We start from the raw sequence: 13,522 nt of genomic DNA, 5'->3' as shown, positions 1-13,522 counted from the left end.
CGCGAGAGCTCAACGGGAATACAACCGAGCCGGGGTCGCCGCCTTACGGAAAGCTTGAGGCCTGCCCTTCTTTGGCGAGACATGTGAACCGGCTGTGAGTGAGACCACCAGCGCGAGAATGATGCTGCCCGCGCGGAAGTTGCAGCGAGCAGCCGGATGGAAATGAACGATGACCGAAGACAAGAGCAAATTGCTGAGATCGCTTTCGATCGATCGCAGCGCCAACAAGCCGGAACGGTCCAATCGCCACTGGTTGCCGATCTCCGCGGCGATTGTCGCATGCGTCGTCGCATTCGCCGCCTTTGGCGCGTTCGAGTTCAGCCGGCAAGACCCACCCAAAGAGACTGCGTCGCAAACCGCGCAGCAGCCCGCCGCGCAGCCGCAAACGGCGCAGCAGCCGCAACCTCAGCAGCCGGCAACGAATAGCAAGGCGGCCGGCAGCCTGGCGGCCTCCGGCTATGTAGTGGCGCGCCGCAAGGCGACGGTGGCGGCTGAGATCACCGGAAAAGTGGTCGAGGTCTTCATCGACGAAGGCATGACGGTGACCGAGGGTCAGATCGTCGCGCGGCTCGATAGCGTGCTTGCCGAAAGGGATTATGAGCTGGCCCGCTCGCGCGTCGAGACGGCTGATGCCGCGATCGCCGCGATCACCGCCGATCTGGAGGACGCGACCCGGATCATGACGCGCATCCAAACATTGTCGCAAAAGAATTTTGCCACCGAAGCCGATCTGACCAAGGCGCAGGCCCGGGTCGGTGTGCTCAGCGCGCAATTGCGCCAGGCGCAATCGCAATTCGAAACTGCCAAGATCGACGCGAAGCGCAGCGCCTCGATGCTCGACAAGCATAAGATACGGGCGCCGTTTGCCGGCGTCGTCATCGACCGTAGCGCGCAGCCGGGCGAGATGATTTCGCCGATGTCGGTCGGCGGCTATACGCGCACCGGCATCTGCACCATCGTCGACATGGATTCGATCGAAATCGAAGTCGACGTCAACGAGGCCTTCATCGGCCGGGTCGTCCCCGGAGGAGCCGTGAACGCGATGCTGGATGCCTATCCGGACTGGACCATTCCCGCCTCGGTAATTGCCATCGTGCCGACCGCGAACCGCGAGAAAGCCACGGTGAAGGTGCGCATCCGCTTCGACAAGAAGGACCCGCGCATTCTGCCTGACATGGCGGTGAAGGTGAACTTCCTGGCTGACGCCAAGGCAAAGGGCGCCACCGAAGCCACCGCAGCGAAATAGCTTCCAGCCGGAATCCTCAAGGGAGACAAGCGTGACAGCCGAGCATCCGATGGTTCGCCTTACCGGCGTAGCTAAGCGTTTCACCAAAGGCAAGGAAACGATCTCGATCTTCGATCACCTCGACCTTGCGATTCCCCGCGGCGATTTCATTGCCGTCATGGGGCCGTCCGGTTCGGGCAAAACCACGCTGCTCAACTTGCTGGGCGGCATCGACCGCGCCGACGCCGGCGAGATTGCCGTCGCGGACCACCGCATCGATGGCCTCTCCGAAGGCGAGCTGGCGGCCTGGCGGGCCGCCAATATCGGCTTCATCTTCCAGTTCTACAATCTGATGCCGATGCTGACCGCGGCGCAGAACGTGGAGCTGCCGCTGCTGCTGACGAAATTGCGCAGCAAGGAACGCGCGGAGCGTGTTCAAACCGCGCTTTCCGTGGTCGGGCTCGCCGATCGCACGAGACACCGTCCGCGCGAAATGTCGGGCGGCCAGCAGCAGCGTGTGGCGATTGCCCGCGCCATCGTCTCCGATCCAAACCTGCTGTTGTGCGACGAGCCGACCGGCGACCTCGACCGTCAGTCCGCCGACGAAATCCTGTCGATCCTGCAACTGCTCAATGGCGAGCTCGGCAAGACCATCGTCATGGTCACCCACGACCCGGCGGCGGCCAACTACGCCAAGCGCGTCCTGCATCTCGACAAGGGCCGTTTCGTCGAACGGGAGCTTGCCGCGTGAACGACTTCGACCTGGTCCGAAAAAACCTGTTCCGCCGCAAATTGCGCGCCAGCCTGATGATCGTGTCGATCCTGATCGCCTTCATGATCTTCGGCGTGCTCGCCGGATTCTACCGCGCCTTTACGGCTGGCGAGGATGCCGCCGCCGCTGATAGGATGATCACCGTCAACAAGATCAACTTCACTCAACCGATGCCGATCGCCTACTTCAATCGCGTGCGCGCGGTGGAAGGAGTGCGGCAGGTGACCTTCGCCAACTGGTTCGGCGGCTACTATCAGGACCCGAAGAACTTCATCATGGCGCTCGCGATCGAGCCGAATACCTATTTCGACGTGTACCGCAGCGAATTCGAGGTTGCGCCCGAGCAGCTTCAGGCCTTCATGCGTGACCGCGGCAGCGCGGTGGTCGGCGAAAGCCTGGCGCAAAAGTGGGGCTGGAAGATCGGCGACCGCATCCCTCTTAATAGCAACATCTTCAGCCAGAAGAGCGGCGGACACACCTGGGATCTCACGATTGCCGGCATCGTCAAGGGCAAGGCCGACCACGTCGACACCAATTTCCTGCTGTTTCAGTACCCCTATTTCGACGAGACCCGCAGTTTCGGCAAGGACACTATCGGCTGGATGATCCTTCAGACCACCTCGCCCGAAAACAACGATCGCGTGGCAAAGGCGATCGACGCGATGTTCGCCAATTCCACCGCCGAGACCTCGACCGACACCGAAAAGGCGTTCGGCAAAGCGTTTGCAGCGCAGTTCGGCAACATCGCGCTGATCGTATTGCTGGTGGTTGGCGCGGCTTTCGTCACAATCCTGATGATCGTCGGCAATACCATGGCGCTGTCGATCCGGGAGCGCACCCGCGAAATTGGCGTACTGAAGACGCTCGGCTTTTCGGGTCCGCGGATCCTAACGATGGTGCTCGGTGAATCCGTATTGCTGGCGCTGCTCGGCGGCATTCCTGGCCTCGCAATTGCGGCGCTGATCGCCATGGCGCTCCGCACCAGCCTTTCCAACATCGCGCCCGCCTTTGCGGTATCGCCAACCATAGCGCTGCAAGGGCTGGCACTGATGATCGCGCTTGGGCTGATCACGGGGATCATCCCGGCGCTCAACGCCATGCGGCTCAGAATTGCAACCGCGCTCGGACGGGGATAGGCATGCGTTCGCTTTGGCTTCAAGTCGCGGCGGTCACCGCCATCAATCTCAAGAGCATTGGACAGCGTCGTTGGCTGTCCCTTTCCACGGTGACCGCGATCGCGCTGGTGGTGATCGTGCTGCTGGCATTCCTGGCGATGGCCAATGGCTTCCAGCGCACCATCGCAGGCTCCGGCGCCGACGATATCGCCATCGTGCTGCGGGCCGGCTCGCAGGCCGAGATTAACAGCACGGTGAGCCGCGACCAGGTGCGGCTGATCGAGGACGGTCCCGGCATCGCCCGCGGCAGTGATGGCAAGCCCCTGATCTCGCCGGAACTCTATCTCGTGGTCGACGGCATCAAGCGTTCGACCAAGACCAAGGCCAATCTGCCGCTGCGCGGCATCGGCGAACAGGGCAGCGAATTGCGCAAGGGCGTTACCATCACCGCAGGCCGCATGTTCAATCGCGGCAGCAATGAGGTAGTGGTCGGCAAGGCGTTGCTGCGGGAGTTCGAGGGATTCGACATCGGCTCTACCGTGTCGTTCGGCTCCACGCGCTGGAACGTCGTCGGCGTGTTCGAAGCCGGCGGCAGCGTGTTCGAATCCGAGATCTGGGCCGATCTCAATGTGGTGCAGAGCCTGTTCAACCGCAACAACATCGTCCAGACCGTGCGCGCGCGCCTCACCAGCCCTGCCGCGCTGAGCGATCTCAAGAACCATAGCGACACCGATCCGCGCCTGAAGCTCGACGTCAAATCCGAAGCCAGCTACTTCGCCGAGCAGGCCTCGCAAACCACCGATCTGATCCAGAAGCTCGGCTGGCCGCTGGCGATCGCGATGGCGCTCGGGGCAATCGCAGGCGCGCTCAACACGATGTATTCGTCGGTGGCATCACGCGCCACGGAAATCGCGACGCTGCGCGCCATCGGCTTCGGCGGCTTTCCCGCCTTCGTCGGCACGCTGGCCGAGTCGCTGTTGCTCGCCGCCATCGGCGGCCTGCTAGGTGCTGCCGCGACCTATCTGATCTTCGATGGCGTCACCGCCTCGACGCTCGGCGGCAACTTCACCCAGGTGGTATTCGACTTCAAGCTAAGTCCCTGGCTGATCGGTGAAGGCGTCGCGCTTGCGCTGATCGTCGGCCTGATCGGTGGATTGTTTCCGGCAGTCCGCGCCGCGCGATTGCCGATCGTCGAAGGCCTCTACGCGAACTGAACTTCTTGCTGTCGTTGAGGCCCTGTCGAACATCCAATGATTGCATTTGCCCTGATGACAAACTGAATCCGTGGGCGTAGCCTCTCCCAAAATAAAACATACGGGAGGAGTGGCATGCCAGACGCAGCGGTTGCGGCACGTTCTTCTGAAGCGGACAGCGGTACGTCACAGCAAGTCGATGTTGCCGTGGTCGGTGCCGGGTTTGCCGGCCTTTATCTCCTGCATCGCTTGCGCAAGGCCGGCTTCTCCGCTGTTGTGATCGAGGAAGCCGGCGATGTCGGCGGCACCTGGTACTGGAACCGCTATCCCGGCGCACGCTGCGACATCCAGACCATCGACTACAGCTACACATTCGATCCCGATCTGGAGAGCGCGTGGCAATGGTCGGAGAAATACGCCACGCAACCGGAAATCCTGCGCTATCTCGGCTTCGTCGCCGGCCGCTACGACCTGCGGCGCGATATCCGCTTCGGCACCAAGGTCACCGCGGCGAATTGGGACCAGACTGCGGAGCGCTGGCGGCTCAAGACGAGCAACGGCGCGAGCGTTTCCTGCCGCTATTACATCATGGCGACCGGCTGTCTCTCCGCGCCGAAGCCGCCCGAGATCGACGGCGTCAAGGACTTCAAGGGCGAGGTCTATTTCACCGGCCGCTGGCCGCATGACGAGGTCAAGCTCGCCGGCAAGCGCATCGCCGTCATCGGCACGGGCTCATCTGGCATCCAGTCGATCCCGCTGCTCGCCGAGCAGGCGGCGCATCTCACCGTGTTCCAGCGCACGCCGAATTTCGCGCTGCCCGCGCATAACGGTCCGCAGCCCGACGATCGCAAGACCTACTTCGAAACCGACCGCGCTACCTATCGCGAGCAGGCGCGCTGGTCACTTGCGGGCGTCCCCTACCCGCAACAGATGGCGGTGAGCTGGCAGTTGAGCGATGCCGAACGCCGCGAGCGCTTCGAACGGGCGTGGGCCGCCGGCGATCTCGTCCACATCCTGACCCAGCTCTGGGCCGACCAGGGCGTCGACGTCGATGGCAATAGGCTGCTCGCCGATCTGATCCGCGAGAAGATCCGCGCGATCGTGAAGGATCCGGAGACGGCCGAAGCGTTGACGCCGTACGACCACCCGTTCGGCGCCAAGCGTCCGTGCCTCGATACCAACTACTACGCCACCTACAATCGCCCCAATGTCACGCTGGTGAACCTGCGGCAGGAGCCGATCACACAGATCACGGCGTCCGGCATCACGACCGACAAACGCGCGTTCGACGTCGATGTGATCGTCTTCGCCACCGGCTTCGATGCCATGACCGGCGCCATCACGGCGGTGCATCCGATCACCGGCCGCGACGGCAAATCGTTGTCCGACGTCTGGGCCAACGGCCCGCAGACCTATCTCGGCCTCACCGTCTCCGGCTTCCCCAATCTGTTCCTGATCACGGGCCCGGGCAGCCCGTCGGTACTGTCGAACATGGCGGTATCGATCGAACAGCATGTCGACTGGGTGGTCGACCGGCTGGCAGCGATGCGCGAGGCCGGCTTCACAACGATCGACGCGACGGAGACCGCACAAGCCGGCTGGGCGCAGCACATGGCGGATTGTTCGACGCTGACGCTGCATCGGCTCGCCAACACCTGGTACACGGGCGCCAACGTGCCCGGCAAGGCGCAGGGCGTGATGCCCTATACTGGCGGCGTCGGCCCCTATCGCAGCATCTGCAACGAGGTCGTCGGCCGCGGCATGCTCGGCTTCAAATTGACCGGGCCTGATGTTGCCGAGCAGTGCAACGACGGCGAAGTGGTCCGCCTGCAGCCGGATGTGCGGCTGGTGCTGGGCATGCTGGCGGAGATGAACCTGCCGCAAATCGAGTCGCTCGGCTCGCAGGGCGCGCGCAACTTCCTCGCCGAATTTAACAAGGCCCGTCCTCCCGGCCGTCCCGTCGGCGAGGTCGGCGATGGCGTCGTGCACGGCGCCGATGGCCTGCTGCAGTATCGCCTGTATCGGCCGGCAACGCCGGGGCCGCATCCGATCGTGGTCTATTTCCATGGCGGCGGCTGGGTGCTGGGCGACGAGCAATCCGACGATCCGTTCTGCCGCGACATCTGCCGCCGCAGCGGAATGATCGTCGTCAGCGTCGGCTATCGCCATGCGCCCGAGCATCGCTTCCCGGCGGCAGCCGAGGACGGCTATGCGGCAACGCGCTGGATCGCCGAACATGCAGCCGAACTCGGCGGCAGGCCAGGACCGGTGCTGGTCGCAGGCTGGAGCGCCGGCGCCAACATCGCCGCCGTCACCTGCCAGCTCGCGCGCGACCGTGGCGGCCCGCAGATTGCAGGCCAGCTCCTGGTGTGCCCGGTCACCGATTGCCGGTATGACCGTCCCTCCTACAACGCGAACGCGGTCGGCTATTTCCTGACGCGCGCGCTGATGTTCTGGTTCTGGGACATCTATTGTTCGCCCGCCGACCGCACCGATCCGCGCGCATCGCCGCTGCGCGGCAATCTGGCGAACCTGCCGCCGGCATTCGTCGCAACCTGCGAGTTCGATCCGCTGCGCGACGAAGGCATCGAATATGCCGAGGCGCTGGCTGCCGCAGGCGTGCCGGTCGAGCAGCTGCAGGCGCGTGGTCACATCCACTCGTCGCTAATGATGGTGGACGTGGTGATCACCGGCGTCAGCGGTCGCGCGAAGATGGCCGAAGCCCTGCGCGGTTTCGCCGGGTTGCCGCGAAAGCTGGAAGAGAGTGGCGACGCCCCGCCGATCGCGGTCAACGCCGCGGCTGGATAGCGCGCACGGAATGACGGTCGCTCCGCTGCATCATCGAGCCCGTGGAGACAGCCCCTCACCCCTGCCCTCTCCCCGTGAAGAACGGGGAGAGGGAGACGACGGCACGGCGCAGGCCGAAACGAGTTCGCGTTGCTGGCACTCCGTCATCCCCTCAGCAATGGGCGTTTGCAATACCAGCCGATGACTGATCCCCGGCTCGAAAAATGTCTTGAGACTAGCAGACTGTCATGCATTAGATTTTCTACGTTGACCGCTCAATTGATTTCGTTTGTCGTTGCCGGGACGCTCATCAAGCGATAAAACGGAAACGCAGACGCCATGACCGGCACAGACGATGTCAGACATATCGAAGGCGTGATCCAGTCCTATCTCGACGGCCTCTACGAGGGCGACGCGAGCAAGATTGCCAGCGCCTTTCATCCGACCAGCGCACTGACCAGCGTCACCGACGGCGGCGAACTGACGATCACGCCGCGCGACACCTGGCTCGGCAACGTGCGGAACAGACCGTCGCCAAAGCAGCGTGGCCTGGCGCGCCACGACGAGATACTGTCGATCGATCTCGTCGGTCCGACGATGGCCTACGTCAAGCTCAAATGCGCCATCCCGCCGCGCTTCTTTACCGATCAACTGTCGCTGCTGAAGATCGATGACCGCTGGCAGATCGCGCAAAAGGTTTTTATGACCGAGCTGCGGGAGTGATTTCCGCAAGCTCTCTCCACTCCCTCTCCCCGCCTCTTGCGGGGAGAGGGTCGGGGTGAGGGGCTATTTCCGCGGGTTCTGAACGACGTGAGACCTGTACCCTTCACCCGGATTGCTCCGCAATCCGACCTCTCCCCGCAAGCGGGGCGAGGTTGAAGAGGCCCGTGCGTCGCGACATGGAAGGAACCGGCGATGAATGTCCTCGACGGCTACATGGTCGATCCCCGTCTATCGTTGCTCGACAAAACGCGGATCCAGGCCCAGGTCCTGCTGCCCGTGCTGCGGGCGCTTCGCGCGGAATTCGGCAAGGAAAAAGCCGACGCCATCGTCAAACAGGCCTTGCGCGACTGGTCGAAGCAATTGTTCGCCGCCATCGGCGCGAGCGTCGAGGGCAGCGCGCGGCGCAAATGGGCGGCGATGCACACCGCGCTTGCCGACGTCAGCGAGCGCGAAGTGACGGTGGAAATGCGCCGGCAAGACAAGGAGGCGTTGGAATTCGACGTCACGCATTGCCGCTTTGCGGAATTCTTTCGTGCGCTCGGCGAGCCGGAGCTCGGCGCGCTGCTGGTCTGCGCCACCGATTTCGATATCGTTGCCGCCGGCGGCAGCGAGGTCAGCCTAAGCCGCGACCAGACCCTGATGCAGGGTGCGCCAAGCTGCACGTTCCGCTACGCCTTCGCGCCGCGGGAATGATTTCCGCGCCCAGTGGCCTCGCAGAAATCCCGTGAAAGCCATCGATAGTGGCGTATGATGCATCCCAACAAGCCCGGCTTGACCGCGCCAGCAAGGGAGAGCGCCGATGGCAGCGACAGCGGAGCAGATTTCGCCCTGGCTCAAGGGACGCTCATTCGCCTTATGGAAGGAAGAGTTCGACCGCAATGGCTATCTGATCTTCGAACGCGTACTTGCGCCCGACCGCGTCGCAGAAATCCGCGCGGCGCTGGCGCCGCATCTGGCGCGCGATCTGCTCGGCCGCAACGACTTCGAAGGCACCAAAACCAACCGCGTGTATGCCTTGCTGGCGAAGTCGCCGGTGTTTGCCGAGCTCGCGATCCATCCGCTCGCCCTGGCCTTTGCCGAAGCCGAGCTCGGCGACAGTTGCCTGCTGTCGGCCATGCTCGCGATCAATCTTCATCCCGGCGAGACGGTTCAGCCCTGGCACTTCGACGATAGTAGCGTCAAGATACCGCGGCCCCGTCGGGCGCTCGGCATCTCTACGTTCTGGGCGATCGACGATACGACCGAGCAGAACGGCGCCACCGAAATCATTCCGGGAAGTCATCTCTGGGACGGACAATACATCGAGGGCGCGGTGAAACCTTCGCACTTCACCAACGAAGCCGAGCACGATGAAGGCAATCGAACGGACGCCATCAAGCTGACCATGCCGTCCGGATCGCTGGCGATTACCAAGGGAACGTTATGGCACCGCGGCGGCGCCAACCGGTCGGATCGGCCGCGGCTGATCATCACGCCGCAATATTGCGTCGGCTGGGTGCGACAACTGGAGAACATGGCACTCGCCGTCCCCGCCGATCTCGCCAGCCAATTGCCGGAGCGCGCACGCGAACTGATCGGCTACTCGATCCATCCGCCGTTCATGGGCTATGTCGACGGCGTCCATCCCAGGCGCTTGCTGCGCACGCATTGACGGATACCGGGCGCGGCACCTGGACGGGACGATCATCTGCACACGATGCAGGAAATGCATCGAACACGATGCGCTCGTCCTCCTTCTTCGCAACCTCTGAACTGGTTTGTGAAGTGCTTCACTGACAGGTACGCGCTGGTCCGGCAAAGTAGCAAACCGAAGGCATCGCACCTCGGAGTATATCTCCGTGCTGACAGTGATTGCAGGCCACCGAATTTTTCTCTGGCGATACAGCGGTTTGTCGCTACCGCCTGCGGCAGCGGCACGCAGCGCAACCGATCGCCCAACTGCGTACGCACCTTTTGAAAACAGAAGCCACGACTGCCATTGCGACTAATTCATTTGAAGCGGGGGACCCGGAACGATGCGCTTCCTCGATCAACAGACCAAGGACAAGGTGCAGGCCGTAATCGACGCCAACGTGGCGCAATTGGCCGCGGTCGAGGGATTTGTTTCCGCGGAGCCCGGCTTTCCGATCATCGATGGCACCGTGCACAAGGAGCCGGCGGTCATCGTCTACGTGGCCCACAAAAAGCCGCCGACCAGCGTGCTGCCGGAAGAGCGCATGCCGCGGCAGCTCGGATCCTATCGCGTCAGCGTGATGCAAGCCGACCCGCTGCGGCAGGTCATGACGCTGATGAGCGATCAGCCCATCGCCGACAGCATCGCGGCTTCGGCTTCCGGCCTCACCTACAAGCCGATCACCGGAAACCCTATCAACGCTAAGTTCAAGATCAAGAAACCGATCGTCTGCCACATCGGTCCTGACGCCGGTTGGCCGGTGCTGCAGCCGTTCCTCGAGGCGACGAAAAAGACGCTTTCCGTCGCGATGTACGACTTCAACGCCGACTATATCGCGAAGAGCTTCATCGAGACGGTGCGCGACAAGGATCTCCAGGTCGTGCTGACTTGGGACGACGGCATGACCGAGCCGGAGACCAAGATCCGTACCAAGCTCAGGAGGTCCCTGAAAGACAACCTCGACGGCTTTATCGTTAGGTGCGGCGCCTCGCGCCGCTTCGCCAGCGCCTATCACGAGAAGGTCGCGGTCCGGGACTCCAGCGCATTCTGGCTGTCCAGCGGAAACTGGAGCTTGCGCAGCCAGCCGAACATCGACCCGATCGGAATCCCTGCCCAGGCGAAAGGAATGTACAGCAAGGGTAACCGGGAATGGCATGTCATCGTCGAGGACGAAAAACTGGCCAAGCTCTTCGAGCGCTACATCAAGCACGACCGCGATGGTTCGGAGGCCGAAGCGGAGAACGGCGAGGACGGCGTTCTGCTGGATGCGCAGGCCGCCGCCCGATTGCCTGATGTCTTTGTGCCGGTCGAGGCATTGTTCGACGCCGACGATGTCGCCGATACGCCGACGCCGATCGCCCCCGAAATCCTGCCGACCAGGCCCGGCGAGTTCGAGGTTGCGCCGGTCCTGACGCCGGACAACTACATCGCCCGGATCATGGAGCTGATCGGGAGCGCCAAACGATCGATCTTCCTGCAGTTCTCCTACATCACCTTCAGCGACAAGAAGATCGACAAGAAATTTACCGACATGCTCGCGAAGCTCGCCGAGCTCAGCAACCGCCCGAACTTCGACATGAGAATTATCGTCGGCAGCAACGGCGCGGCCGACAAGATCCGAAAGCTCGTGGAATCCGGCTTCAAGGAAACCGTATTCCGCAGCCAGAGCAGCATCCACAACAAGGGAATCATCGTGGACGGCGAAACAGTGCTGGTCAGCAGCGCGAACTGGTCCGGCGACGGTGTGCTGCGAAACCGGGATGCCGGACTGATCATCTTCAACAAGGAAATCGCGACCTACTACCAGAACGCCTTCGTGTTCGACTGGGAGAACCGCGCCAGCACCTTCATCGAGGATGATCCACCGGTGACGGTCGCGCGCGACGGCGACGAGACGCCTCCGGGCATGGTGCGGATGTCATGGCGCGATTACTACGGCTAGGCGGCCGTGTCTTTATTAGTTGACGGCTTTGGAATTGCAACTCGAACTGTTTCGATACTGCACCCGCTAGCACATTCGGCGAATTACCGCCTGACCCCGTTTCATGATGGGAGAATGTTATGACCGATGGATTTCTGACAAGCGATACAACCGACACGACCTGGATCAAGCCGCTCGGCACGGACTGGAAGGAAGTTACCTACACCGCCGTCGACGGTCTTGCGGTGTTCGAAGGATGCATCATCCTTGGAACCGTGGCTGAGGCGCAGAGCACCAAGAAGGCGGTGGAAGACAATCCGGGCATCCTGCAGGACGACGCCCAAGCCTTCGGCGCCGGAATCCGCGGCGCCCAATTCCGCTGGAAGAACAACACGATTCCTTTCGAGATCGACCCCAATCTGCCGAACCAGCAGCGCGTGCTCGACGCCATCAAGCACTGGCAAGACAACACGCCGATCAAATTCGTGAAGCGCAACGCGGCTGATCCCGCCCATCGCGATTTCGTCGTGTTTCGTCCCGGGAGCGGCTGTGCGTCCTCGGTTGGCCGGCGCGGCGGGCGGCAGGAGGTAATCCTGGGCAGCGCCTGCAGCACCGGCAACTGCATTCACGAAATCGGCCACACCGTCGGGCTTTGGCACGAGCAGAGCAGGAAGGATCGCAATCAGTTTGTGACCGTCAAACTCGATGCGGTGCTGCCGAGCGCCCGCCACAATTTCAATCAGCACATTCAGGATGGCGTCGACCTCCTCGCTTACGACTATGGCTCTATCATGCATTATCCGCGCAACGCGTTCAGCGCCAATGGCGAGGACACGATCATTCCAAAGAAGGCCGGCGTCGAGATCGGGCAGCGCAAGAAGCTCAGCGCCGGCGACATCGCATCGGTGAAGAAGCTCATCACGATATGAGGAGATGACCGGTGGGACTGGTCGTCAAGAACGACAATGTCGAGGGCGCCGGCGTTCATGCGCTGATCGTCGGCGTCAGCGACTATCTCAACCTGCCTGAGGCCGGCGAGCCGTCCTCCGATGAGATGTGGAACCTCAACAAGCTCTCTTCGCCTGCGCTCTCGGCCCTCAAGATCTTCGACTTCATCACGACGACCGGCTTGCGGCTGCCGCTGAAAACCGTCCGGCTGTTGCTCTCGCCGTCGCCGGCCGAGGTGCAGGTCGAGCCCCGGCTTGCCGACGCGACACCAACCCGCGCCAGCCGGGCTGCGCTCTCCAGTTTCGCAGTCGAGTGGCGCAAAGACGCCTCGAACAATCCGGAGGACATGACTTTCTTCTACTTCGCGGGCCACGGGACGCAGCGCGGATCGGAGGATTCCGTGCTCATGCTCGAGGACTTTCTGACGAGCGACGCGCCGCTTAACGAGTGCTTCGAAATGCACAATCTGAAAAGCGGCATGGCGCCGACAGCTACACGCCCGAATATTGCGCTGACGCAATTCTATTTCGTCGATGCCTGTATGGACCGAAACGCAAAACTGAGGAGTTTTCTGAATCCGACGGTTCCGCCGGTGTTCGGAATCGAACTCAGTGGCAAGGACAAGCGGGCGGCGCCGCTGATCTACAGCACGGTCGACGGCGCGTTCGCGCTCGGACGCAGCCGCAAGCCGAGCCACTTCGCCGAGGCGCTGACGCTGGCCCTGAACCGTGGCGCCGAGGAGCCGGATGAGGAGACCGGGCAGTGGCCGGTGACGGCGACAACGATCAAGAACGCGCTGGATTTCTATTACACCAAGAACAATCTCGGGACGCTCGTGACCATGGGCAGCCTGGTTGGCTCGCCGGTGATCCGTTATCTGGCGGGCCCGCCGGATATCGACATATCCGTCGAGGTTCAACCGGACAGCCTGGGTCTGCCCTGCGCCATCGGCGTCCTCGATCAGAACAATGCCGCGGTTGCCGGATGCAACCCCGGCGCCAAGACGAAGTTTGGGCTCACCGTCCAGGCAGGAGTCTATCGGGTGGAAGTCAACGCAGGACGATTGACCTCAAACCCGTTCCGTTCGGCGCCGCGGCCGTTCATGAAGCCGACGCTGAAGCCCTGGACGCACAATCTGGCATCGCTGCTTAGGCCCCAGAACTGAA

The 13,522-nt window shown here is 62.6% G+C and carries 11 protein-coding genes; all 11 read left to right on the top strand.

All coding sequences use genetic code 11. The features are described 5' to 3' along the window. Positions 1-169: 169 nt before the first annotated feature. The 11 genes from AC0QUY_RS04055 to AC0QUY_RS04005 all read left to right on the top strand — a co-directional run bounded on the left by AC0QUY_RS04055 (position 170) and on the right by AC0QUY_RS04005 (position 13,521). Positions 170-1,246: an efflux RND transporter periplasmic adaptor subunit gene (locus AC0QUY_RS04055; protein ID WP_475385863.1), complete on the top strand. Its 1,077-nt coding sequence runs from the start codon at positions 170-172 to the stop codon at positions 1,244-1,246. A 49-nt stretch (positions 1,247-1,295) separates the two neighbouring features. Next, complete coding sequence (locus AC0QUY_RS04050) at positions 1,296-1,976, top strand: ABC transporter ATP-binding protein (protein WP_475386041.1); 681 nt, start codon at positions 1,296-1,298, stop codon at positions 1,974-1,976. Further along, positions 1,973-3,133 (top strand): ABC transporter permease, encoded by a 1,161-nt coding sequence (locus AC0QUY_RS04045; protein ID WP_475385862.1) that lies wholly within the window; start codon positions 1,973-1,975, stop codon positions 3,131-3,133. Before AC0QUY_RS04050 ends, AC0QUY_RS04045 begins: the two co-directional genes overlap by 4 nt. 2 nt (positions 3,134-3,135) lie before the next feature. Next, positions 3,136-4,326 carry an ABC transporter permease gene (locus AC0QUY_RS04040; RefSeq protein ID WP_475385861.1) on the top strand — a complete coding sequence of 397 codons (1,191 nt, stop codon included), beginning with the start codon at positions 3,136-3,138 and terminating at the stop codon, positions 4,324-4,326. 114 nt (positions 4,327-4,440) lie between these two features. Continuing rightward, positions 4,441-7,113 (top strand): flavin-containing monooxygenase, encoded by a 2,673-nt coding sequence (locus AC0QUY_RS04035; protein WP_475385860.1) that lies wholly within the window; start codon positions 4,441-4,443, stop codon positions 7,111-7,113. Positions 7,114-7,431: 318 nt separating this feature from the next. Further along, on the top strand, positions 7,432-7,815 hold the full coding sequence (locus tag AC0QUY_RS04030; RefSeq protein WP_475385859.1) for a nuclear transport factor 2 family protein: 384 nt from the start codon (positions 7,432-7,434) through the stop codon (positions 7,813-7,815). Positions 7,816-8,007: 192 nt separating this feature from the next. Further along, on the top strand, positions 8,008-8,508 hold the full coding sequence (locus tag AC0QUY_RS04025; RefSeq protein WP_475385858.1) for an L-2-amino-thiazoline-4-carboxylic acid hydrolase: 501 nt from the start codon (positions 8,008-8,010) through the stop codon (positions 8,506-8,508). 106 nt (positions 8,509-8,614) lie between these two features. After that, on the top strand, positions 8,615-9,466 hold the full coding sequence (locus tag AC0QUY_RS04020) for a phytanoyl-CoA dioxygenase family protein (RefSeq protein WP_475385857.1): 852 nt from the start codon (positions 8,615-8,617) through the stop codon (positions 9,464-9,466). 364 nt (positions 9,467-9,830) lie between these two features. Then, positions 9,831-11,429 carry a phospholipase D-like domain-containing protein gene (locus AC0QUY_RS04015; RefSeq protein WP_475385856.1) on the top strand — a complete coding sequence of 533 codons (1,599 nt, stop codon included), beginning with the start codon at positions 9,831-9,833 and terminating at the stop codon, positions 11,427-11,429. 119 nt (positions 11,430-11,548) lie between these two features. Further along, positions 11,549-12,337, top strand: coding sequence for a Dot/Icm T4SS effector Zinc-dependent metalloprotease LegP (gene legP, locus AC0QUY_RS04010; protein ID WP_475385855.1), 789 nt, complete (start codon positions 11,549-11,551; stop codon positions 12,335-12,337). Positions 12,338-12,348: 11 nt separating this feature from the next. After that, entirely contained in the window at positions 12,349-13,521 is a 1,173-nt protein-coding gene (locus AC0QUY_RS04005; RefSeq protein WP_475385854.1) for a caspase family protein, read from the top strand. Position 13,522: the final 1 nt, after the last annotated feature.

Source organism: Bradyrhizobium sp. WYCCWR15520, assembly GCF_056174665.1.
Note: the sequence above shows the minus strand (reverse complement) of the source record. Positions and strands in the feature narration are given on the sequence as shown.